The sequence below is a fragment of the Pseudomonas sp. Irchel s3b2 genome (assembly GCF_900187445.1).
Taxonomy (GTDB): Bacteria; Pseudomonadota; Gammaproteobacteria; order Pseudomonadales; family Pseudomonadaceae; genus Aquipseudomonas.
Genome location: NZ_FYEB01000001.1, coordinates 244,412 through 268,494, shown reverse-complemented (window position 1 = coordinate 268,494; position 24,083 = coordinate 244,412). Strand labels below are relative to the sequence as shown.

Annotated in this window: 21 protein-coding genes; 11 read left to right on the top strand and 10 right to left on the bottom strand. The window is 59.4% G+C overall.

Annotated features, from left to right (window positions below; all coding sequences use genetic code 11):
* Nucleotides 1-5 precede the first annotated feature (5 nt).
* From CKW20_RS01260 to CKW20_RS01240, 5 genes are all read right to left on the bottom strand, one after another.
* Nucleotides 6-506 (bottom strand): CS1 type fimbrial major subunit, encoded by a 501-nt coding sequence (locus tag CKW20_RS01260; protein ID WP_095051317.1) that lies wholly within the window; start codon nt 504-506, stop codon nt 6-8.
* Nucleotides 507-539: 33 nt separating this feature from the next.
* Complete coding sequence (locus tag CKW20_RS01255; RefSeq protein WP_095051316.1) at nt 540-1,283, bottom strand: pilus assembly protein; 744 nt, start codon at nt 1,281-1,283, stop codon at nt 540-542.
* Between the two features lie 44 nt (nt 1,284-1,327).
* Entirely contained in the window at nt 1,328-2,539 is a 1,212-nt protein-coding gene (locus CKW20_RS01250; protein ID WP_095052233.1) for a hypothetical protein, read from the bottom strand.
* A gap of 4 nt (nt 2,540-2,543) precedes the next feature.
* Nucleotides 2,544-5,066: a TcfC E-set like domain-containing protein gene (locus tag CKW20_RS01245; protein WP_095051315.1), complete on the bottom strand. Its 2,523-nt coding sequence runs from the start codon at nt 5,064-5,066 to the stop codon at nt 2,544-2,546.
* 110 nt (nt 5,067-5,176) lie between these two features.
* A complete protein-coding gene (locus CKW20_RS01240; RefSeq protein ID WP_095051314.1) occupies nt 5,177-5,656 on the bottom strand; it encodes a CS1 type fimbrial major subunit in 480 nt (159 codons plus the stop codon).
* Nucleotides 5,657-6,181: 525 nt separating this feature from the next.
* Between CKW20_RS01240 and CKW20_RS01235 the strand changes: the two genes are divergently transcribed.
* Nucleotides 6,182-6,763 (top strand): PadR family transcriptional regulator, encoded by a 582-nt coding sequence (locus CKW20_RS01235; protein ID WP_095051313.1) that lies wholly within the window; start codon nt 6,182-6,184, stop codon nt 6,761-6,763.
* Complete coding sequence (locus CKW20_RS01230; RefSeq protein ID WP_095051312.1) at nt 6,760-7,551, top strand: siderophore-interacting protein; 792 nt, start codon at nt 6,760-6,762, stop codon at nt 7,549-7,551. The genes CKW20_RS01235 and CKW20_RS01230 overlap by 4 nt, the downstream gene beginning before the upstream one ends.
* A gap of 58 nt (nt 7,552-7,609) precedes the next feature.
* On the opposite strand, the gene CKW20_RS01225 is transcribed toward CKW20_RS01230, so the two are convergent.
* From CKW20_RS01225 to CKW20_RS01215, 3 genes are all read right to left on the bottom strand, one after another.
* Entirely contained in the window at nt 7,610-8,215 is a 606-nt protein-coding gene (locus CKW20_RS01225) for a Pr6Pr family membrane protein (protein ID WP_095051311.1), read from the bottom strand.
* Nucleotides 8,216-8,268: 53 nt separating this feature from the next.
* Nucleotides 8,269-8,499, bottom strand: coding sequence for a VF530 family DNA-binding protein (locus tag CKW20_RS01220; protein ID WP_095051310.1), 231 nt, complete (start codon nt 8,497-8,499; stop codon nt 8,269-8,271).
* Nucleotides 8,500-8,661: 162 nt separating this feature from the next.
* Nucleotides 8,662-10,050: a PLP-dependent aminotransferase family protein gene (locus tag CKW20_RS01215; protein WP_095051309.1), complete on the bottom strand. Its 1,389-nt coding sequence runs from the start codon at nt 10,048-10,050 to the stop codon at nt 8,662-8,664.
* Between the two features lie 349 nt (nt 10,051-10,399).
* Here CKW20_RS01215 and CKW20_RS01210 point away from each other — a divergent pair, with 349 nt between their 5' ends.
* From CKW20_RS01210 to cmoB, 9 genes are all read left to right on the top strand, one after another.
* Entirely contained in the window at nt 10,400-11,605 is a 1,206-nt protein-coding gene (locus tag CKW20_RS01210; protein WP_095051308.1) for a benzoate/H(+) symporter BenE family transporter, read from the top strand.
* Nucleotides 11,602-11,727 carry a hypothetical protein gene (locus tag CKW20_RS29730; RefSeq protein WP_256584973.1) on the top strand — a complete coding sequence of 42 codons (126 nt, stop codon included), beginning with the start codon at nt 11,602-11,604 and terminating at the stop codon, nt 11,725-11,727. Before CKW20_RS01210 ends, CKW20_RS29730 begins: the two co-directional genes overlap by 4 nt.
* Before the next feature lie 233 nt (nt 11,728-11,960).
* Nucleotides 11,961-13,343: a carbohydrate porin gene (locus CKW20_RS01205; RefSeq protein ID WP_095051307.1), complete on the top strand. Its 1,383-nt coding sequence runs from the start codon at nt 11,961-11,963 to the stop codon at nt 13,341-13,343.
* 232 nt (nt 13,344-13,575) lie between these two features.
* Nucleotides 13,576-15,984: a glucose/quinate/shikimate family membrane-bound PQQ-dependent dehydrogenase gene (locus tag CKW20_RS01200; protein ID WP_095051306.1), complete on the top strand. Its 2,409-nt coding sequence runs from the start codon at nt 13,576-13,578 to the stop codon at nt 15,982-15,984.
* 333 nt (nt 15,985-16,317) lie between these two features.
* Nucleotides 16,318-18,735, top strand: coding sequence for an endopeptidase La (gene lon / locus CKW20_RS01195; protein WP_095051305.1), 2,418 nt, complete (start codon nt 16,318-16,320; stop codon nt 18,733-18,735).
* A gap of 220 nt (nt 18,736-18,955) precedes the next feature.
* On the top strand, nt 18,956-19,348 hold the full coding sequence (locus CKW20_RS01190) for a protease inhibitor I42 family protein (RefSeq protein ID WP_095051304.1): 393 nt from the start codon (nt 18,956-18,958) through the stop codon (nt 19,346-19,348).
* A 2-nt stretch (nt 19,349-19,350) separates the two neighbouring features.
* Nucleotides 19,351-19,995: a lysoplasmalogenase gene (locus CKW20_RS01185; RefSeq protein ID WP_095051303.1), complete on the top strand. Its 645-nt coding sequence runs from the start codon at nt 19,351-19,353 to the stop codon at nt 19,993-19,995.
* Nucleotides 19,996-20,162: 167 nt separating this feature from the next.
* A complete protein-coding gene (gene cmoA, locus CKW20_RS01180; RefSeq protein WP_176466841.1) occupies nt 20,163-20,942 on the top strand; it encodes a carboxy-S-adenosyl-L-methionine synthase CmoA in 780 nt (259 codons plus the stop codon).
* A complete protein-coding gene (gene cmoB / locus CKW20_RS01175) occupies nt 20,939-21,895 on the top strand; it encodes a tRNA 5-methoxyuridine(34)/uridine 5-oxyacetic acid(34) synthase CmoB (RefSeq protein WP_095051302.1) in 957 nt (318 codons plus the stop codon). The genes cmoA and cmoB overlap by 4 nt, the downstream gene beginning before the upstream one ends.
* Nucleotides 21,896-22,023: 128 nt before the next feature.
* Here the strand turns inward: cmoB and tadA are convergent, their stop codons facing one another.
* Nucleotides 22,024-22,521 (bottom strand): tRNA adenosine(34) deaminase TadA, encoded by a 498-nt coding sequence (gene tadA, locus CKW20_RS01170; protein ID WP_095051301.1) that lies wholly within the window; start codon nt 22,519-22,521, stop codon nt 22,024-22,026.
* Entirely contained in the window at nt 22,521-23,897 is a 1,377-nt protein-coding gene (locus tag CKW20_RS01165; protein ID WP_141228902.1) for a multicopper oxidase family protein, read from the bottom strand. Before CKW20_RS01165 ends, tadA begins: the two co-directional genes overlap by 1 nt.
* Nucleotides 23,898-24,083 lie beyond the last annotated feature (186 nt).

Here is a 24,083-nt window from a genome sequence, read left to right as displayed (position 1 = left end):
GGCGTTCATGCGCCCGGCGCCTTGGCGTTGAACAGCAACAGCACGTTGCCGTAGTAATCGCCCGCCCGGTATCCACCGGCGGGCTCCTGCGCTTCGATCTCCAGCAATGCGCGCACACCCACCGCCGCATCGGCTTGCGACACCACATCCCGGGGAGTGATTTGAGTGCTCAACGCCACCCCGTTGAAGCTGACTCGCAGCAAGATCTCCTCGCCCGGTCTGCCGTTCGACAGGTAGGGAGTGGTTTCCAGGCGTGCCTGGATCGCACTGGTGCTGTGTCGTACATCAAAATATTTGCGCACAGAGCTCAGGGACGAGTTGGTGTAATCCCAATGAAGTTCCTGGGCCCGGTGTATCCAGCCCGGGTCGGTGGGCAGGATGTAAAACTCGCGGGTCGGGACAATCAGCGATACCTCGAAGGTGTGCTGTTCCCGGGCCGCCCACGCCAGCGACCCCGTCAATACGGTGCTCGCCACCAGCGCGATGAGGGTGCATTGCTTGATCATGTTCACTACCCGCTAAGTCAATGGAGCGCGGGCCTATCGGCTCGCGACCGTGAAGGCTTTCTTCTGGTCGCCCTCAACCAGATTGAAACGATATTCACGCCCCTTCTCTTTATCGAAGCCGAACGACTTGCCCGCCAGCACATGGTGTTTGGTGGTCGCGCCGCAGTCGGTTTCCTTGGTCAATGAACAGCTCTTGAATTCATCGACCACGATCACGGTGTTGCCGTTGTTGACCAGCTCATAGCGGCTCGCGGTTTCGCTGATGGCGGTGTCGAATCTGGCGTTGGCGGGCCGCACGAAAAAGATCGTGCCGAAGCCGGTCATCACATTGACCCCGGCCGACAAGGTCTTCTTGTAGTCCTCACGCTCTTCACTGTTGACCAGAAACTCGTCTTCCTTTTCTGGTACCACGGGCACGAACCGCACGCGAAAGTAGCGTTCACGGTCACGCTCGCCCATGAACAACAAACGAGCGCCTTGCATGCCCTGCGCGGGCACGATCAGTCGCGCCGGGCTGGCCATCACGCCATTGCGCGAAGCGCCGTCGGCAGCGGTTTCGACCGGCACCTCTCGGGTTGTGCCGTCAGCGTCGTAGAGGATTTCCAGCACGTTGACCTTGACGAAAGCAGTGGCGTCGCCGCTGTTGAAGACCCGTTTGAGGTAGGTACTGCTTTTGCCGTCCAGGTAGTCGTACACAGTGCCAACATTGATTTGCGGCCCCGCCTGCGCCAGGCCGCAAGACAGGCTGAGCAGCCATATTGCAAACACACGATTCATCGTCTTCTATCCTGCAGAAATGTGGAAATGGGCAACCCGGGCGCTCAAACCTCCGAGTCCCAGATGATGGTGATGTTGGTGTCGAGCGATGCGCCGACTCCCGGCTGGAGCAGCCGATCGATCGCATCGCTGGGGATCTCGAAATGCAACACGCCGACTTGACGATCCACGTACTGACTGGGCTGGAGGGCTCCGGTCCAGACTTCATGCCGTAACGGGAGACGATTCACGGGCGTGCCGTTGTAAGTGATCCCGGCTGGCAAGGTCATGCGGGTCGTCACGTCAGTGACATTGCCCCCACCGTACATTCGGCAGCGTTCGCCACCGAGCGAGTCCTGACACTGCATCATGACTTTGAAGCGCGACGACGCCGAGATGAAGAACGTCTGATCGCGAAAGATCCTTCCGGGCTTGGGCCCACCGTTGATCCACGTCTGCCAGCCGCCTTCCGGCTCCAGCGCAACCTTGTTGCCGCCCGGTGGCAGATCGACTTTCAGGGTGTGCTGCACATCCAGTACAAAATCCAGGGTCAAGGTGCCGTCATCCGGCCTCATATAAGGGCCGAAGTCGAACTCCTTGGTGCTGCCGCTGCCAAGACCGTACGTCAGCGAACCAGTGTAGAGTCCGCTGGACATGCCCAAAGGGTTGGGCGTGCGCAGTTCGTAGGCGAAGTCGAGGTTCTCGAAGTACATCCACGGGATCGGGAAAGCGGTCAACTTGTGACAGTAGCTCTCCACCGGAGTCTTCCAGAAAAACCGGTAAGTTTCCCCCGTGTAGGCCCCTACCCCGCTGTACTGGCAGGGGGGTGAGGCATTGACCCAACTGCTGCTCTTCCATAGCTTTTGATGACCGGTGAGGAGATCCGTCTCGCCGGTCAGGTTGGCGGCTGAGTCGCTCAGAACGTACTTGGAGCCAAATCCGGTAATGCGAACCTCGACAATCTCCGTTTCTTGCGTCGCCGGGTTGGTGATCGTCAGTTGTCGCCAGTCGGCGGGCACTTTCATCGCAATGCCGTAATCGATCGGCCCAGTTGAGTTGTAACGCACCGGAATCTCAATGCTGAACGTCTGGTTTTCGGCGCATTCGTTCGGATAAGTCGCACAATAGCCGCTGTTGGGCGTTTTATTAACAAATGTATTGTTGTGTGGTTGCGAAGGATCCGGCTGGAATAACGCCCTGATCTCGCGGTTTACCGCCTCTGCCGAGGGCACTGTCAACACGGCCAGCAGCCCTAGCCAAACCTTTGATTTGTTCATCATCTCAACCCGCCTTTTGCTCGGTCGACGTGACGTCGGCCAGGGTGTCCGGCGTGCACCGCAGATCGCCGATCATCAACACATTGTTTTCATTGCGATGCCGACTGGCATCGAGACGGAACTGGCACAGCAGCTGGCTGCCCTGACGCACTTCCAGAGTCGGCGAGCCGGCATTCATTTCCATCGAGAAGAAGCCATCGACTTCGGTCACCCCACGACTGGCGTGGTTGATCACGTGGTGGCCCTTGAGCGGCAGACCCTGCGCATTGACCAGTCGGCCAAGCACGGTCAGGGTCTTCATCACCCGGACCTTGCGATACTCCACCCCGCCCTTGTTCAGGTGATAGCGCGTGCGCGCCGGCTCGATCGTGGCGGCAGGCACGCTGTTGCCCTCGAAATCGAAACTCACCGAGCTGTTCTGGTAGGCGGTGATCGGGATGAAATTGCGCCCTGGGCGCAACGCTGCGCTGCCGCCGCTGTAGTCGTCCGCGCGTAACGCGATGTCATCGATGTCCGATTCCACGTCGACGATCATCCCCGCGCCACGCATGTCATGCCGGCTGGTCAACACCATATGCTGGCCGCCGACGATCAGGGTGCTGTCCATGTTCAGGCCACCGGTGAAGTTGCCGTTGTAGGACGAGCGCTGGATGAAACCGTCGCCGTTGATCGCATCAGTGCGAAAGTTCGCCAGGCTGGACACGCCCACGCCATAGGTGTCGGTCAGTGCGGTCACCGAGACGTTCTGCAGCACATGATCCTTGAGGTCCTTGCGCCAACCGAGGGAGGCGTTGTTGTCGCGCCCGCCATCGCGGTCGGTGCGCGAGCCGATGCTGCCGGTGATCTGCTGGCCCGGCGAGCCCAGCGCCACGTTGATGCTCAAATCAACGCCGCGATTGCGCGCATCGCCGCTGCTGTAACTGCCCGGCCGATCGAACAGCGACAAGCGCCAGTTGGCATCGCTGCCGAACAGCACGGTGCGCTGGTTCCAGCCCAGGTCCAGACCGACGCCTTCGACATTGCCTTCGCTGTGGGACACACGGGCGTTGATGGAGGTCTTGCTGCTGATCCGGTGGTTGAGCGCCAGGGACGAGTTGCTGGTTTCGCCGACAAAAACATTGCGCTGACGGACGCGCGTGCCGTCCGGCAAGGTGTCGTACAGATTGGTGGTGTCCAGCCAGCTGCGGTTGTGGCTGATCACCAGGCTGCCGGCGCCATAGTTATAAAGGCTCTGCAGATCCAGGCCGGTGCCGTGATCCTGCGTCTGGTAAACGTTGGCGTACAGGCTGATGTGATTGGCCAGGGTCCAGTCGATGGACGTGCCTAACTGCATTTTTTCGCGAATCTGCCGCGCCGACGCCCCGACAATCACCCGCGGATGCATCAGGTAATTGACCGAGGCCCCCACCGTCGCACTGCCGCTGGCCTGTTGATCCCAGTTACTGAGCAGTTTGCTTTCTTCACCGGCGAACAGGTTGTAGCGCCAGCGCTCGTCGAGGTTGCGCCAGTTGTTGGGTTTGTAGACCAGTTCCTGGGTGGTGGAAGTGATCTGGCCGTCTTCGATCAGGCGCACTTCAACTTCGTAGATCCCGCCGGGCAGCGGTCGGGTGTCGAGCGTCTGCAAACCGGCGGGTACCGATTGGGTATTGATCAACAGGCCGTCGCGATAGATCTCCACCGAGCCTTGGCGATTGGCCGTGACATAAATCGGATAGACGCTGGGCATGGGACTGTTGATGGCCAGGCTGTCGGAGCTGCCGTACATGACGCCGACTGCTGTGTCGGGGCTGGTGCCGAACGTACGCGGCTGGCGGGTCAGCCCTTCGGAATTGGGGGTGAAATAGCCCAGGCGGACGAAACTGCCTTGCAGTTCGCGCTGGGTGTAGAGCTCGTGTATCGCATGGTAAAGCTTGTCATCCGGACCGCCGAGACGGGCCAGTTGCATGTTGAACGTCTGGCTCCAGTTACCCAGGCTGCCACTGGCTTCAAGGCCAAAGCGTCCGCCCAGGTCCTGGTCCTGGCCGCCATTGAGATTGAGCTGATTGCGCACCATCAGGCCGCTGCTGCCACCCAAAGGTTGCTCAAAATAACGCTTGGCTTCCAAGTCGCGCTCCGCGTTTTCGGTGAGGATCGAGACCAGTGAGTTTTCCAGGTTGTAGTGCACGCCCAGCACCTGATCCGGGCAGGAACCGGTACACGCGCCCAGCGGCACGCCAGGTTTGAGATAACTGGCCCACTTCTCCCGCTCGGCGGCGCCGTAACGGTTTTCGCTGGTGTCGGTGAATTCGAGCAGGGTGATGCGATCATCACGAGACAACACCACCATGGCCTCTCCCAATGGCTGCTGATCGAGTTCGACCCGAACAGCCAGAGGCACATCAAAAAAATGCTCCTCGAAATCCGCCGGCAAACCCTTGGCCTGCGCCAACAGACTTCGAGGTGTGGTACCGACGGAAGCAGGTGCCGCCACTGCGCTGGCACAAAACAACAGCGCAAGCGCGGCCGCGATGGGTGTCATCGGGAACATGAACTCGTACTCTGATTACGGACAAGTTGAAGTCCGGCGGACGAGCCCTGCTGGGTATCCGCCGGATAACGCCACTTGAAAAAGTTAGCGCTTAGTGCCTGATCGTTTGATCAAGGGGTGACAGCATCAAAGATCATTGCTACGGCACCGGTGTAATCGCCCGGCTGGAAAGTGGTACCCACGGCCTTAATGTTCAGCGGTGCACGGAAGTTCACATCAGACTCAGCTTCACCCACAACCATTTGCGGTGTCAGGGTCAGCACTTTGTTGTTGAATGAGACTTCCAGATCGATGGCTTCGGCGCCGGCGATCAGCTTCGGCAAACTTTCCAGGCTGGCGTGAACCGAGCCGTTGTTGTTGCGCACGTCGAAGAAGCCGTTGACTTCACCCATCTTGCCGGTGCTCGGCTGATAGCTCATGTCCTGGTCTTTGTTGACCAGGTCAGGATCGGTAGGCACCACGTAGAAACCATTGGTGGGTACGTGGGCGATGAGGCTGATGGAGTGACGAGCTTCGCCCGCGCCGAAAGCCATGGAGGAACCCAAAGCCAGAACAGCCAATGGAGCAGCAATAGCGAATTTCTTGAACATCGTTCAGTACCTGTATTTATAAAGGATCGAGTCACTGAAAGTTCCATCAGAACAAAAACCGTCACGAGCAGCCATGTGTTCTTCAGAACTTTCAACGCCGAAGAATGATCAAGCAATCGATCTGGAAAGTAAGCAGGCAAGTTCCGACAAACATGTAGCCAGAGCACCATTACCATGGAAAGAAAAAACCTGAAATAACAATAAAAGCGCTGACTGACTGTAAGAGACAGACTACAAACAACTCAAATTCACGACTAACTAACAATCCAAATCAAACCAACTTCTGTAAGACCGATACCACACGACTCGTCTATATAGGAGCAAACCGGACTATTAGAGAGTTAACACTAATTTTGACGTTTTTACTTGAATCAAAATCGTTATTTTTTCGATAGAAATGGCTTTTTCAGGCGGCATTTCGAGGTTCCCCACCACGTTTTTTTTTTCAACCATCGGTCTGACAGGCTTGCCTAGGGCTAAAGATATATCTTACGTTGTATCTAAACACGACGAGAGCAAGCAAAAATGAGAGACCATCATTCCCCCCACCGCGAACACGGGGACGGCCGCGACGGCTTCGAGAAGCGCCCAGGACCCGGCCGCGAACGCGGTGGACGCGGGCCACGAGTATTTGCCCCCGGTGACCTGAAATTGCTGCTGTTGGCACTGATCGCCGAGCAGCCGTGCCATGGCTACGACCTGATCCGCCAGATCGAAAGCATGTTCGACGGCGCCTACAGCCCCAGCCCCGGCGTGATCTACCCGACCCTGACCTTCCTTGAAGAAAGCGAAATGATCCTGGGCGATGCCGAGGGCGGGAAAAAACGCTACACAATCACCGACGCCGGACGTCTGTCTTTAAGTGAACAAGCGATTGCCCTGGACGGCGTGCGCATGCGTATCGAAGTCAGCAAGCGCTCATTGCGCGGCCATGACCGCCCCGCCGAAATTCACGAAGCGGTGCACAACCTGCGCCATGCCTTGCAAATGCACCATGGCCGCTGGAGCCCGGAAGAAATCCTGCGGGTACGCGACCTGCTCAACAACACGGCCAAAGCTATTGTCGACGGCCCTGTCGTTCAACCCACTTCGGAGAACGCCGAATGACCGACCTTATCGTGCCATCCCAATCCATTCATCGTGTCAGCCACGAGATCAAACGCCGTCGTCTGGAAGTGCTACGGGTGATCGCTCTGACCCCGCGTATGCGCAGGATTACCCTGGGCGGTCCTGAGCTTGCGGGCTTCGTCAGCCTCGGAACGGACGATCACGTCAAACTGCTGTTCCCCCAAAACGCTGCGGAGCAAGCGGCGTTGGAAACACTGGTTCTTGGAGCTGGCAAAGACAACGGGCCGATGCCCGCGATGCGCGACTACACACCTCGTCGTTATGATTTGGACACGCTAGAGCTGGACATCGACTTCGTGCTGCATGGCGATGGCCCTGCCTCGACCTGGGCCGAGCAGGCCAAACCCGGCCAGTTCCTGCACATCGGCGGGCCTCGGGGCTCGATGATCGTGCCGGACATCTTCGACAGCTATTTGCTGATCGGCGACGAAACCGCCCTGCCCGCCATCGCCCGCCGCCTCGAAGGCCTGGCCGCCAATCGGCGTGCGCTGGTGATCGTGGAAGTGGAAAACGGCGCCGAACAACAACGCCTGGAAAGCGCCGCGCAAGTCGATGTGATCTGGGTGCTACGCGAAGATGGCAGAAACAACCTGCTGACCACCGTGCAGCAGATCAAGGTTCCCTCGGGCAACCTGTATGCATGGGTGGCGACCGAGAGCAAAGTGTCGCGGCAGATTCGCCGGGTATTGCTTGATGAGCACGATCTGAGCGAGCAATTTGTGAAGGCTGTCGGTTACTGGCGACTGGATGATAGTGACGAGGAGTAACCGCAACACGGTGGTTGCATGCTTTTTGTGGCGAGGGAGCTTGCTCCCTCGCCACAGTTCACTTGCGATCCGTGCACCACCGATCCAGCCCAACCACCAGCAGCGCAATCAGCACAAACCCCGCCAACAATCCCCCGGCATTCACAAACACCTGTGGATAACCCAGCTTGTCCACATCAATGAACGGATAGGGATAAACCGCCAGCAGATGCCCGCGCCATAACGCATAGCCGAAGTACACCAACGGATAGATCACCCACAGCGCAATGTGCCGCAGCCGCAACGTACCTTTGGGCACACAGAACCACCAATAAACCAGAAACAGCAGCGGCATGACGTCATGCATCAGCTCATCGGCCAGCCACTGCCAGCCTTCGGGATGCCATAAATGGCGCAACAACAGGCTGTACGCCAAACCGACCACGGCGATGCTCACCGCAATTGCACTGCTTACCCACGGCTGTAGAAACCAGCGTCGCGCCGCCGAATCGCGGGATGTCAGTTCACAGGTCAGCACCACCGCCACCAGCGTATTGGTCAGCACGGTGAAAAAACTGAAAAAGCTCACCAGCCCCGCCAGCAGACTGGCGGCGATGCTCCAGCGTGAATAGAGAATCAGGTACAGCTGAATGCTTAAACCCATCCAGCCCAGGATCGCCGCCATGGCAACACAACGACGCCTCGCGGCAGATTCTGGCGCCGGGGGTATGACCACGCTCAGACCGGGCGCTTGGTGCGCATCAGCTTCACGTACAAGCGTTCAACCTTCTCCCGGGCCCACGGGGTTTTACGCAGGAACGTCAGGCTCGACTTGATGCTCGGGTCGCTCTTGAAGCAGCGGATGTCGATGCGCTCGGCCAGCCCCGACCATTCGTAGTGTTCAACCAGGGCGTTGAGGATTTGTTCCAGCGTCACGCCGTGCAGCGGGTCGGTGTTCTGTTCGGTCATGCCGGGCCTTCGAGCGATGAAAGGATTGGAAGCCGCGCACCTTAGCGGAGGCCTTCGTGCAGTGGAAGGGCCCCGGACAAAGGCATTCGTCAGAGGCTGAATTAACTGTAGGCGAGTTGGCCATCATCTGAGGGACAAACGTCAGGCGATAGCGCCGTTGGCTCAGTAATAACGTCGCGGGTCCGAATCGATCAGGCTGGCCAGCTTGGTCAGGGCAAATCTCAATTCGTCCTGGCTGGTGGGCGACATCAACACCAATCGCACGCAGCGGGTAATCCCGGTACGTTCGGCCTGGAACTGGGTGCCACTGAGGACTAACACACCATTGGCACGGGCCAACATGGTGAATTCGTCGCTGGTCCAAGGCTCGGGCAGCGTCAACCAGACGTGGTAGGAGTACGGCTGGGTCTTGAGTTCGAAATTGGCGAATATTTCCTGAGCGATCGCCTGCCGCCCGGCGGCTTCGTTGCGCTGAATACGGATCAGCTTTTTATCCAACCCCTCTGTGATTACGTTGCTGGCCAGCTGAGCAGTCAATGGCGACGGCATCCAGACGCTGCTGCGCACCATCGAGGTCAGGCGCGACAACAGTTTCGGCGGGCTATAGAGATAGCCGATCCGCAAGGCCGGCATGATCGACTTCGACAGACTGGTCAGGTACACCGAACGCTCCGGAGCGAACGCCGACAGCGGTTTGATCGACGGGTCGGTGGCCAGGAAGCCATAGATGTCATCGTCCAGGATGATGAAGTCGAACTCTTCGGCCAGGGCTGCGATTTGTGCCCGACGCTTTTGCGACATGATCGCGGCCGTCGGGTTCTGGCAGGTCGCCACGCAGACCAGCATCGCCGGTTTCTCACGCTGACACAGTTCGCGCAGCGCTTCGGGAATGATCCCTTCATCGTCCATTGGCACGCCACGCAGACGTCGTTCCAGACCATGGGCCAGGGAAATGATGCCGGGGTAACAAAGCGCCTCGCAGAGCACCAGATCACCGGCGTTGGTCAGCGCACTCATCGCGACCATCAAACCATGCTGCGCGCCTGCGGTGATCACCACTTGCTGCCATTGCGCATCGGGCAATGAATGGCGCAGCCACTGCGCCCCTGCCTCGCGATGGGCCGGATGACCGCCATCGGGGGCGTAATCGAGGGCACGGGCAAAATCCGTGCTCTTGGCCATGCCCACCAATGCGTCGCGCAACCAGTACTCCAGGGTTTCGCTGTAAGGCTTGATGATCGAAAGATCCAATAATTCGGACTGCCCCAGATTCAGCGGGGCGGCACTGTTGCTGGCCGGCAGTTCCCGTTGCTTCTGGTTGAGCACATAAGTGCCACGCCCCACTTCCCCCTGCACCAGACGCCGTCGTTGGGCTTCGCTATAGGCCCGGCTGATGGTACCCGGCGTGACATTCAGCGTGGTGGCCAGCTCCCGCAGGGTCGGCAGACGATCACCTTCGTTCAACACGCCATTGCTGATATCGCGCGCCAACGCGTCGGCAATCGACAAATACATCGGCTGGCCGAACTCGCTTAGCTGAGGAACCCACATGAATGATCGCTACCCATCGTAGAAATGAGGAATATCCGAGCATATCACATGGAGGTTAGGCAACTAATAAATCGACTCAATCGATGAATTGAGTCGATTGATGCAGTGATTGAATCGAGCAACACTTTTCACGCCAAATTTTCTTCCTGAACACTATTTACTTAATAATCAAATAGTTATGTTAAAAAAATCGGACAAACAAACACTGATAGCAAAAAAACATCCCGTCATAACTTCTGGAACTATTGAATCAACTCAATTCATTCAAATACACTCATCTCGAATCGAATCAATCGACTCAATCTCACTCATGAATCACCGCGTGCCAGCCACGCCAAGTCGAGACATCATGGACACACTCAGAAAGGATCTATCTCTGTCAGCGATCATTGCAGGCTCCATCGCCGTGATCATTTCCTATGCCGGCCCGCTGATCATCGTGTTTCAGGCGGCTCGGGAAGCGCACCTGCCCAATGATCAGGTGTCGTCCTGGATCTGGGCCATTTCCATTGGCAGCGGCGTGACCGGCCTGTTGTTGAGCTGGCGTCTGCGGGTTCCGGTGATTACGGCATGGTCGACACCGGGCGCAGCGTTGCTGGTGTCGATGCTGCCCACGGTCTCCCTGCCCCAGGCCATCGGCGCCTATGTGGTGGCTTCGGTGATTATCGCGGTGGTCGGTTTGTCTGGTGCGTTCGACAAACTGATGAGTCGCCTGCCCAAGGCCATCGCCGCCGCCATGCTCGCGGGCATTCTGTTTCGCTTCGGCGCCGAACTGTTCACCTCGATCAAACTGCAACCGGCACTGGTGCTATCAATGATCGCGGCCTACCTGATCTTCAAACGCTTTTCGCCGCGCTACGCCATTCTTTCGGTGCTGATTGTCGGTTGCGCCGTGGCGGCCTCCTTCGGTGAACTCAACAGTGGCTCGATCTCTATCGATGTCGCTCACCCGATTTTCATCGCCCCCGAGTGGAGCTGGCACGCGATCATCAACATTGGCCTGCCGCTGGCCCTGGTGACCCTGACCGGCCAGTATGTCCCGGGCATGGCGGTGATGCGTACCTCAGGCTACAACACTCCGGCGCGCTCGATCATTTCGGTCACTGCGATCGGCTCGATACTGATGGCACCGTTCGGTTCCCATGGCCTTAACCTGGCAGCCATTACGGCGGCAATCTGCACCGGTCGCGAAGCCCACGAAGACCGCGATAAACGCTACATCGCCGGAATCGCCTGCGGGGTGTTCTACATTTTGATGGGGATTTTTGGCGCGACCCTGGCTTCAGTGTTTTCCGCACTGCCCAAAGAGTTGATTGCCTCCCTTGCCGGCCTGGCCCTGTTCGGGGCGATCAGCGCCGGGCTGACCGGCGCCATGGCTGACGAGAAACAACGTGAAGCGGCCCTGATCACCTTCCTGGTGACCGCGTCGGGCATGAGCTTCCTCGGTCTGGCCGCTGCTTTCTGGGGCTTGATCTTCGGCCTTGTGGCGCATTTCGTGTTGACCTACACCCGGGAAAGCAAAGCCACCCGCGTCGCCGAGGGCAGTCGACCATGATCGCGCGTTACGATTTCATTGTGGTCGCCAGCGGCATCCGAATGGGTACGCTGGCCCTGACGAATCGTGGCCTCGGTGAAGCGCAATGCGCTGAAGTGGCGAATCCGATAGCCGATCGATGAACATACTGGGGCGGGTCCAGGATCCGCCCTTTTTTTCGCCTGATGAAATCCGGTGGTGACAGATCGCAGCACACTGTTACCAAATCCGAAATGATCCATGTCAGTAAAAGCCCTTTCTCTATGTGTTACAGAACATTATCCTTACGCCCGTCCAGCTGAAACGCTTCTCCCCCTGCTTCATTCCTGCTTGCGTTCAGTCACCCCTTTAGAAAAAGACTAAGAATTCCTTCTCTATGCCTGATTTTCAAACTCCGCGAGACAGCGCTGTCTTGCCCCCTGTGGCCAGCCGAAAAGCCCTGAGCCTGATCGGCGGTTTCACCGTGCTGGGCCTTGCCACCTGCACCCAGGCTGCGCCGGCCTTCGATAGCGATTCGCCGTGGATGCTCGGCGACTGGAACGGCACTCGCACCGAACTCGCGGAAAAAGGCTACGACTTCAAAGTCGATTACACCGGTGAAATGGGCAGCAACCTGCACGGCGGCTACGACCAGGACCGCACCGCTCGCTACAGCGATCAGTTCGCTTTCGGCACGCACCTGAATCTGCAGAAGATTCTCGGCTGGGACGACGCTGAATTTCAGCTGACGATCACCGAGCGCAACGGCAACAACATCAGCAACGACCGGATCAACGATCCGCGGGTCGGCGGTTTCACCTCGGCTCAGGAAGTCTGGGGCCGTGGCCAGACCTGGCGCCTGACGCAGATGTGGTATCAGCAGAAATTCTTCGATCAGAAACTCGATATCAAAGTCGGCCGCTTCGGTGAGGGCGAAGACTTCAACAGCTTCCCCTGCGACTTCCAGAACCTGGCGTTCTGCGGCTCCCAAGTCGGCAACTGGGTGGGCGACATCTGGTACAACTGGCCGGTCAGCCAGTGGGCGATGCGGGTCAAATATCACCTGACGCCGGAGGTGTACGCGCAAGTCGGGGTTTATGAGCAAAACCCGTCCAATCTGGATCGCGACAATGGCTTCAAGCTCAGCGGCAGCGGCACTCATGGCGCGATCCTGCCGGTGGAACTGGTCTGGACCCCGAAGCTCAATGGCCTGCCGGGTGAATACCGGGCCGGTTACTACTACAGCAACGCCAAGGCCACCGACGTCTACAAGGACAGCGATGGTCAGCCGGCAGCCCTCAGCGGCGAGGCTTACCGCAGCGCATCGAGCAAGCACGGCGTGTGGCTCGGTATTCAGCAGCAGCTGACCAGCCGCGCCAGCGACCATTCTCGCGGCCTGAGCGTGTTCGCCAACGGCACGATGCACGACAAGAAGACCAACGCCATCGACAACTATGTCCAGGCCGGCGTCGTCTACAAAGGCTTGTTCGATGCCCGCGCCAGGGACGACATCGGTTTTGCCCTGGCCCGTGTCCACGTCAACCCGGCCTACCGCAAGAACGCCGAAGCGACCAATCAGGCCCGCGCCGTCTTCGACTACGACGATCCGTCGTTCCTGCCGCCGCAAGACACCGAATACAGCGCCGAACTCTATTACGGCGTGCACGTCACGAACTGGCTGACCGTGCGCCCGAACCTGCAATACATCCGCCACCCCGGTGGCGTGGACAAGGTCGATGACGCGCTGATTGGCGGGATCAAGATCCAGTCGTCGTTCTAAGAATCACCACAAATCCTTGTAGGAGCGAGCGGTGCGGCGATCCGACTTGCCCGCGAAGGCGATCTATTAATCAGCATCTTTTGTTGAATGTTAATCCGTCTTCGCGGGCAAGCCTCGCTCCTACAAGGGAATGCAGCGTCCAAACACTTTTTACATGAACCCTGCCTGCACAAGATCGTCATCTACAGTGAACTTGCGCGGGACTACTTAAAACGTCACGGAGAATCACACTATGAGCGCTGATGGTGCTTTCAGTCGAAGCCGTCTGCTACCGAGCCTGCTCGGTATCGTGCTTCTGCTAATGGGCCTGGCCTTGCTGGCCGGGGGGATCAAGCTGAGCATGCTTGGCGGCTCGCTGTATTACTTGCTGGCCGGTATCGGCCTGATGCTGACCGGGGGGCTGTTGCTGGCCGACCGTTATGCAGCGATGAGCGTGTACGCGGTGGTGCTGTTCGCCAGTACGGTCTGGGCACTGTGGGAAGTCGGCCTGGACTGGTGGCAATTGGTGCCACGTCTGGCGCTGCTCTTTGCCCTCGGCATCGTCATGCTGCTGCCATGGTTTCGTCGCCCATTGCGTACCGGCGAGTTCAATCCGGTCGGCACCGGTGTGCTGAGCGCCGCCGTGGTCATCACCGGTATCGCCGCGCTGGCCAGCCTGTTCACCAACCCCGGTGAAATCAAAGGTGAACTGGATCGCGACGCCGTGCCTGGCATGACCAACACCGCTCCGGCCATGCCCGACGGCGACTGGAACTCCTACGGCCGCAGCGCCCATGGCGATCGTTACTCGCCACTGGCGCAAATCACGCCGCAAAACGTCAGCAAACTGGTTCCCGCCTGGACCTACCGCACCGGCGATCTGCCTGGCCCGAATGACCCGGGCGAAACCACCGCCGAAAACACCCCGCTCAAAGCCAACGGCATGCTTTATGTCTGCACGCCACACAGCCAGGTGATCGCGCTGGACCCGGACACCGGCAAGGAACTCTGGCGTTTCGATCCGAAGCTCTCCACGCAGAACGCGGCGAACTTCAAGGGTTGGGCGCACATGACCTGCCGTGGCGTGACCTATCACGATGACGCCGCCTACGCGTCCGAGCAGAGCCCGACCGGCACTGCCAACGCGCCAGTGGCCAGCGTCTGCCCGCGCCGGATCTTCCTGCCGACCGCCGACACCCGTCTGATCGCCCTGAACGCCGACACCGGCAAAATGTGCGAAGACTTCGGTAACGGTGGCCAGGTTGACCTGACGACCAACATCGGTGAATTCACCGCCGGCGGTTACTACTCCACTTCGCCACCGGCGGTCACCAAAGACCTGGTGGTGATTGGCGGCCACGTTACCGACAACGTTTCGATCGACGAGCCAAGCGGTGTGATCCGCGCGTTCGACGTACACACCGGCAAACTGGTGTGGAACTGGGACAGCGGCAACCCGGACGACACCACGCCGATTGCCGAAGGCAAGGTCTACACCCGCAACTCGCCGAACATGTGGTCCATCTTCAGCGTCGACGAAAAACTCGGCATGATCTACCTGCCGATGGGCAACCAGACCCCGGATCAATTCGGTGGTGCACGTACTCCTGAATCGGAACTGCACGCCGCCGGCCTGACCGCTCTGGACATCGCCACCGGCAAAGTGCGCTGGCACTTCCAGTTCACCCACCATGACCTGTGGGACATGGACGTCGGCGGCCAGCCAACCCTGATGGACCTGAAAACCGCGGACGGTGTGAAACCGGCGGTGCTTGCGTCCACCAAGCAAGGCAGCATCTACGTGCTGGACCGCAGCAATGGTCAGCCGATCGTGCCGATCAAGGAAATCCCGGTGCCGCAAGGCGCAGTGGAAGGCGACCACACTTCGCCGACCCAACCGATGTCCGACCTGAACTTTGTGCCGCCGGTCCTCAAGGAACGCGACATGTGGGGCGTGACCCCGTTCGATCAGATGCTGTGCCGGATCGACTTCAAATCCCTGCGTTACGACGGCATGTTCACCCCGCCGTCGCTGCAAGGCTCGATCGTTTATCCCGGTAACTTCGGTGTGTTCGACTGGGGCGGCATCTCGATTGATCCGGTGCGTCAGATCGCTTTCGTGAACCCGAGCTACATGGCATTCAAATCGAAGCTGATCCCGGCCGCGGAAATCGCCAAACAAGGCCCTCGCGTCAGCGAAACCGAAGGCGTGCAGCCCAACAAAGGCGCGCCTTACGGCGTGATCCTCGAAGCGCTGCTGTCGCCAATGGGCCTGCCGTGCCAGGCACCGGCCTGGGGCTATGTGGCCGCAGTCGATTTGACCACCAACAAAACCATCTGGATGCACAAGAACGGCACCGTGCGCGACAGCGCGCCGGTCCCGATCCCACTGAGCATGGGCGTACCGAGCCTGGGCGGGGCCTTCACCACCGCCAGTGGCGTGGCCTTCCTGAGCGGCACCCTCGACCAGTACCTGCGCGCCTACGATGTGAAAAACGGTAAGCAACTGTGGGAAGGCCGCCTGCCAGCAGGCGCGCAAACCACACCGATGACCTACACCGGCAAAGACGGCAAGCAATACGTGCTCGTTGTTGCGGGTGGTCATGGATCGCTGGGCACCAAGCAAGGTGACTATGTGATTGCGTACAAACTGTCGGAATAAGCGGTAGCGGCAGTAAAACGAAAGGCGACTCCCGTGAGGGGGTCGCCTTTTTTGTGGGTAACGCAATCTTGCACATCCCCCTGTAGGAGCGAGGCTTGCCCGCGAAGGCGATTTCACATTCAACATGGATGTTGCCTGATACACCGCCTTCGCGGGCAAGCCTCGCTCCTACAAGTGGGTCGGCGTATGTCTGAGAAAGATTGGTCGGCTGTCAGGCCGCCAAGTCCAGGCACCTGTCAAAACCCTGAACACACACGCTGAAATATCCAGAGCCATTGAAACCACCAAAAGCCTGCCCCATCTAAGACCCATACTCTATTGCGCAGGTGCCCCATGACCGACCAGCAAGAATTCCCCGAAGACACGAGAGAATTCGCCGAAACAGACAACGTCGAACACCACTCCACCGGCAAAGGCCTCGCCCTGCCTGGTCAGAACCTGCCGGACAAGGTCTACATCATTCCGATCCACAACCGCCCCTTCTTTCCGGCTCAAGTACTGCCGGTGATCGTCAACGAAGAGCCGTGGGCCGAAACCCTCGAGCTGGTGAGCCAAGCCGACCACCACTCCCTGGCCCTGTTCTTCATGGACAGCCCTCAAGAAGATCCGCGCCACTTCGACACCAAAGCCCTGCCGGAATACGGCACCCTGGTCAAAGTCCACCACGCCAGTCGCGAAAACGGCAAACTGCAATTCGTCGCCCAGGGCCTGACCCGCGTACGCATCAAAACCTGGCTCAAACACCATCGCCCGCCCTACCTGGTGGAAGTCGAATACCCGCATCAGCCCACCGAGCCGACCGACGAGGTCAAGGCCTACGGGATGGCGCTGATCAACGCGATCAAGGAACTGCTGCCGCTCAACCCGCTGTACAGCGAAGAACTGAAAAACTACCTCAACCGCTTCAGCCCCAACGACCCGTCACCGCTGACCGACTTCGCCGCGGCCCTGACCTCGGCCACGGGCAGCGAGCTGCAAGAGGTGCTCGACTGCGTGCCGATGCTCAAGCGCATGGAAAAAGTCCTGCCGATGCTACGCAAGGAAGTCGAAGTCGCGCGTCTGCAGAAAGAAATCTCCGCCGAAGTGAATCGCAAGATCGGCGAGCATCAACGCGAGTTCTTCCTCAAGGAGCAGCTCAAGGTTATCCAGCAGGAGCTGGGCCTGACCAAAGATGACCGCAGCGCCGACGTCGAGCAGTTCGAGCAACGTCTGACGGGCAAAGTGTTGCCGCCCCAGGCGCAGAAACGTATTGAAGAGGAAATGAACAAGCTGTCGATCCTCGAGACCGGCTCGCCGGAATACGCGGTGACCCGCAACTATCTCGACTGGGCGACTTCGGTACCCTGGGGTGTGTACGGCGAGGACAAACTCGACCTCAAACACGCGCGCAAGGTGCTGGACAAACACCACGCTGGCCTTGATGACATCAAGGACCGCATCCTCGAATTCCTCGCGGTCGGCGCTTATAAAGGCGAGATCAGCGGTTCCATCGTCCTGCTGGTGGGCCCGCCGGGCGTGGGCAAGACCAGCGTCGGCAAGTCCATCGCCGAATCCCTCGGCCGGCCGTTCTATCGCTTCAGCGTCGGCGGCATGCGCGACGAAGCCGAGATCAAGGGCCACCGCCGCACCTACATCGGCGCGCAACCGGGCAAACTCGTCCACGCGTTGAAAGACGTCGAAGTGATGAACCCGGTGATCATGCTCGACGAGATCGACAAGATGGGCCAGAGCTACCAGGGCGACCCCGCCTCGGCGCTGCTGGAAACCCTCGATCCGGAACAGAACGTCGAATTCCTTGATCACTATCTGGATTTGCGCCTGGACCTGTCGAAAGTGCTGTTCGTCTGCACCGCCAACACCCTGGATTCGATTCCCGGCCCGTTGCTGGACCGGATGGAAGTGATTCGCCTGTCGGGTTACATCACCGAAGAGAAAGTCGTGATCGCCAAGCGTCACCTGTGGCCGAAACAGCTGGAAAAGGCCGGCGTGTCCAAAGGCAGCCTGAGCATCAGCGACAACGCCCTCAGAGCGTTGATCGACGGTTATGCCCGTGAAGCGGGGGTGCGCCAACTGGAAAAGAACCTTGGCAAATTGGTGCGCAAAGCGGTGATGAAGCTGCTCGACGAACCGAAAGTGGTGATCAAACTCGGCCCGAAAGACCTCGAAACCTCACTCGGCCGACCGGTGTTCCGCAACGAGCAAGTATTGTCCGGCATTGGCGTGATCACCGGGCTGGCGTGGACCAGCATGGGCGGCGCGACCCTGCCGATCGAAGCCACGCGCATTCACACCCTCAACCGGGGCTTCAAACTCACTGGGCAACTGGGAGAGGTGATGAAAGAGTCGGCGGAAATTGCCTACAGCTACGTCAGCTCCCATCTGAAGCAATTTGGCGGTGATCCGACGTTCTTCGACGAAGCCTTCGTCCACCTCCACGTACCGGAAGGTGCCACGCCGAAAGACGGCCCAAGCGCCGGCGTGACCATGGCCAGCGCCCTGCTCTCGCTCGCCCGCAACCAGTCGCCGAAAAAAGGCGTGGCCATGACCGGTGAACTGACGCTGACCGGGCATGTACTGCCGATTGGCGGTGTGCGCGAGAAAGTCATCGCTGCGCGGCGGCAAAAGATTTTCGAGTTGATCCTGCCGGAGCCTAATCGCGGCAGCTTCGAGGAACTGCCGGAATATCTGAAGGAAGGGATTACCGTGCACTTTGCCAAGCGCTTTGCGGATGTGGCGAAGATATTGTTCTGATAGTTATGTAGTGTTTGTGCGATTGCTTTCGCGGGCAAGCCTCGCTCCTACAGGTTTACGTGTTGATCACAAAAAATGCGAACAACACACAACCCTGTAGGAGCGAGGCTTGCCCGCGAAGGCGTCAGCCCTGACACCCCACCACTCCCGGCACTGTCACACTTTGTCTCATCTTCAGTTATGCTCGCCGTTCGTCGTGAACGCCGGAGCCACTGATCTTATGTCCCCCACCCGCCTGTTGATCCCCCTCGCTCTCACTCTGCTAAGCGCTTGCGCCACGCAACCGAAACAGAACGTGACCGTGGAAAAACAAAGCGAATGCCCGGCGAAACTGCACAATGGGCAAAACCTGATCCTGACCCTGCCAAGCAACCCGACCACGGGTTACCGCTGGACGATCCAGGATTCGGCCGGTGGCGTGTTGCGTGCGCTCAGCCCCGAGGTCTATAGCAACCCGGAAGACGCCGGGGTCGTCGGCAGCGCCGGCCTTTCGACCTGGCGTTTCCAGGCCTTCGCCACCGGCACTGGCCGTTTGCGCCTGACCTATTCACAGCCATGGGCACCCGAAGTACCGGCGGTGAAAACCTTCGACTGCGCCATCGCGGTTAACTGAACGTGGGCTGGCTGATTCTGGCGCTGATGGGCGCGGTGACCTTTGTTTATGGCCTGAGCGTGCATGCGACGCTGCTCTGCCTGCTGGTCAAACCGATGCCGGTGCTGGCCTTGCTTGGCTGGTTGCACGATGCACCGCCCAGTGACTATCGACGCTGGATTAGCCTGGGGTTGATTTTCTCCCTGGTCGGCGACGTGTTGCTGGCATGGCCGCAAGATTTGTTCGTGTTTGGCCTTGGCGCGTTTTTGGTCGCGCATTTGGCGTATCTGAAAGCTTATTTGAGCGATTGCCGGCGTCTGGCACTGTTGCCGTTGATCCTCGCGCTGAGCGTCGGCGCGGTACTGCTGGGGATTCTGATTGCCAATGGCTTGGGACCACTGCTGATCCCGGTGATCGTCTACGGTCTGGCCATCAGCGCCATGCTCTGGCGCGCCCTGGCCCGACTCGGCACCGACGTACCCAAACGCTCGGCGCTGCTGGCGGCGGCTGGCGCGGGGGCGTTTGTGTTTTCTGACAGCGTGATTGGCATTAACCGGTTTGTAATGCCATTTCATGCCGCGCCTTACGTGATCATCCTTAGTTATTGGCTGGGGCAATGGGGGATTGCGGCGTCGACTTTTTCTCAATCCGTTCGCCGTCCTCTATAGATCGTTCCCACGCTCTGCGTGGGAATGCAGCCACGGACGCTCCGCGTCCCGCGTTGGATGTGACGCAGAGCGTCACGGGAGGCGTTCCCACGCAGAGCGTGGGAACGATCATGGGGTAATCGCGGTTTATCAGACAACCCGCGCATCCCCCCGTCAATTTGGCTAAAATGCCAACCTTTTCCATCTACGCCGCTGGAACCGCCGTGAGCAAAGAATCCGATCGCCTTTTCGCCCAGCCATTGACCCAGGTGCCTGACTTCGCCTTTAACGAGGATGTGGTGCGGGTGTTCCCGGACATGATCAAGCGCTCGGTGCCGGGTTATCCGACCATCGTGGAAAACCTTGGCGTGCTCGCTGCGCAGTTCGCCCAGCCCAACAGCGTGCTCTACGACTTGGGCTCGTCCCTCGGCGCAGTGACCCAGGCCCTGCGCCGGCACGTGCGCACCGATGGCTGCCGCGTCATCGCTGTGGATAACTCCGCCGCCATGGTCGAGCGTTGCCGCGAGTACCTCAACGGCCAGGATTCGATGTTCCAGGAATTGCTGCCGGTGGAAGTGATCGAAGGCGACATCCTCGCTCTCGAGTTTCAGCCGGCCTCGGTGGTGGCGCTGAACTTCACCCTGCAATTCATCGCTCCAGACCAGCGCACCGCGCTGCTCTCACGCATCCGCCAATCGTTGTTGCCCGGCGGCGCGCTGATTCTCTCGGAGAAGCTGCGCTTCAACGACCCCGAAGAACACGCGCTGCTCACCGACCTGCACGTGGCCTTCAAACGCGCCAACGGCTACAGCGAACTGGAAATCGCCCAGAAACGCAGCGCCATCGAAAACGTCATGAAGCCCGACAGCCTCGAAGAACACCGCGAGCGCCTGCTGGCCGCCGGGTTCTCGAAAGTCGTGCCGTGGTTCCAGTGTCTTAACTTTGCCTCGTTGATTGCCTTGCCATGATTGATCTGTCTCCCCTCGCCCGCCGCCTGGCCGGTACTCCGCTGGCCGAATGGGCCAACACCCTGCAAGCGCAACTCGACAAGAAAATGGAAAAAGGTCACGGCGACCTGGAACGCTGGCAGAGCGCCCTGGATGCGTTGCCAAAGATTCAGCCAAGCGAAGTCGATTTGTTGAATGGCTTGAAACTGGACACCGATTGCGACTTTGAGACCCGCGCGCAAATGCGTACCGCGCTGATGGGTTTGTCGCCTTGGCGCAAGGGCCCGTTCGACCTGTTCGGCGTGCATGTCGACACTGAATGGCGTTCGGACTGGAAGTGGTCCCGGGTAGCTCCGCATCTGGACCTGAAGGGTAAACGCATCCTCGATGTCGGTTGCGGCAACGGCTATTACATGTGGCGCATGCTCGGCGCCGGCGCTGACAGCGTGATCGGTGTCGACCCAAACTGGCTGTTTTTCTGCCAGTTCCAAGCGGTACAGCGTTACCTGTCCGAACCCAATGCCTGGCACTTACCGTTTCCCTTTGAGGATCTTCCTCCCAATCTGGAAGGTTTCGACACGGTGTTTTCCATGGGTGTGTTCTATCACCGCCGTTCGCCGATCGAGCATTTGCTGGCGCTGAAGGATTGCCTGGTCAAGGGCGGTGAACTGGTGCTGGAGACGCTGGTGATCGAAGGCGATCAGCAACAGGTGCTGGTGCCGGAAGACCGTTACGCGCAGATGCGTAACGTGTGGTTCCTGCCGTCGGTGCCAGCGCTGGAACTGTGGCTGCGCCGCGCCGGCTTCAGCGATGTGCGCTGCGTGGATGTGAGCGTGACCACGGTCGAGGAACAACGCGGGACGGAGTGGATGAAGTATCAGTCGTTGAGCGACTTCCTTGACCCGGAAGATCACAGCAAAACGGTTGAAGGGCTGCCGGCGCCGATGCGTGCCGTCATCGTCGCCCGTAAGTAGCCTCAATCTCCAGATACCAGATAAACCTGTGGAAGCGGGCTTGCCCGCGATAGCGGTGGTTCAGTTAACATCAATGTTTGATGTGCCGACGCCATCGCGGGCAAGCCCGCTCCCACAGGTATCGGTGTTTAGTCTGTTGGTTTTGCTCGGCGGGCCTTGAAGAATTCGCTCAACACCGCGCCACACTCCTCCGCCAATACCCCACCCTCATACAACACCCGATGATTCAAAAAGCCCTGGGTAAAGAATTGCCCCTGGCTCTGCACAATCCCGGCCTTGGGTTCCAGCGCGCCATACACCACCCGCGCAATCCGCGAGTGCACGATCAGCCCGGCGCACATGCTGCACGGCTCCAGGGTGACGTAGAGCGTGCTGCCCGGCAGGCGATAGTTGCTGGCGGCCTGAGCCGCGGCGCGGATCGCGACCATCTCGGCGTGGGCGCTGGGGTCGTTGCCGCTGATCGGGCAATTGAAACCGCGCCCGATGATTTCACCGTCCTGCACCAGCACCGCGCCCACCGGCACTTCACCCAGCGCCGCGCCTTGAGCGGCCAGGGCCAAGGCTTCGCGCATGAAATCACGATCACGGCTGCGGTCGATAATCGCTGCGGGACGAATCTGACGCATCACGCCACCTCGATGGCGGCCATCAGGCCGGTTTCCATGTGGTCGATCACATGGCAGTGGAACATCCAGACCCCAGGGTTATCCGCCACCAGCGCCACTTGCGCGCGCTCGTTCTTGCCCAACAGGTAGGTGTCGGTGAAGTACGGGATGACCTTGTGCCGGTTCGAGGCAATGACCTTGAAGCTCATGCCATGCAAATGGATCGGGTGTTGATACTGAGTCATGTTCTTCAATTCGAAAATATAGCTTTTGCCCTTTTCGAGCTTGGCAATCGGTCGATCGGCGCAGGTCTTGTCGGTGATGTCCCAGGCCTTGCCGTTGATCTGCCACAGGCTTGGCGGCTTGCCGTTTTCGACATTGACCGACACCGAGCCCACCCATTCAAAATTGAAGTTGAGTTTCTCGGCATTGGCCAGGTCCGGCTCGGCCACCGGGTTGGCGGGCAGCGCCGGTGGCCACTCGGTTGGCGCATCGGTGTTCGCCACTGAGCGGAAGGTGCCCAGACGTACCGGGCCATTGCGCAGGGATAACTCTTCGCCGGCCGGCGGTGCCTTGATCGCCAGGCAAATGCGCATGCCAGGACCCAGCCAGTATTCCTTGCCCAGTGGCCGTGGCTCGATGGGATTGCCATCCAATGCGTAGATCTGCGCTTCGACGCCAGGAATGTTGAGGCGGTACGTCAGCGTGTTGTCGAGGTTGAGCAGGCGTACGCGAGTGACCTGCCCGGCGGGCAAGTCGATCACCGCTTGCGAGACGCCGTTGATGGTCGACAGCCCCCCCGCCGTGCCGCCCCGGGCCGCTTCACGAGGAATACTGAACGCTACGAAGGCGCCCTCTTCATCGACGTGCCAACTCTTGAGGCTCAAGGTCTTTTCGTATTTGAAACCGGTGGGCTCGCGCTCTTCGATGATCAGCGGGCCGACCAATCCGCGACCGAGCTCTTCGCTGCTGTTCACGTGCGGGTGATACCAGTAGCTGCCGGCGTCGGGTACGCGGAATTTATAGTCGAAGTACTCGCCCGGCAGCACCGGCAATTGCGAGACGTAGGGCACGCCGTCCATTTCCAGCGGCAGGCGGATGCCGTGCCAGTGAATAGTGGTCGCCACCGGCAGATGGTTGATGAAGCGCACCCGCAGCCATTCGCCCTGACGCACACGCAATTCAGTGCCCGGTGCCGATGGGCCGAACGCCCAAGCCTGGGTTGTGTGCCCGGTCACCAGTTCGACGTCCAGCGGTGCGGCGATCAGCTCATAGTCGTGGCCGGCATCCGCGTCGGCCATCTTGCCCAGCCAGTAACGCGACGCGCCACCGGCCCCCACGCCAACCACCACAAGACCGGCCAGACCACCGAGTATTTGTCGACGGGTAAAGGACATGAACTCAACTACCTCACGTATCAGCCACAGGCACGGGGCCTGCAAAAGGCGAATACGATACACCTGCGGTTGAGAAACAGTAAGGGCAGCGCGGCGGATGGTCACAGGCAGATCATGGCTGGCGTCAATTAGCGATCCCCCTACATCCATTTCCACATTTCTCGACTTCTTTCCTGATCGATCCCC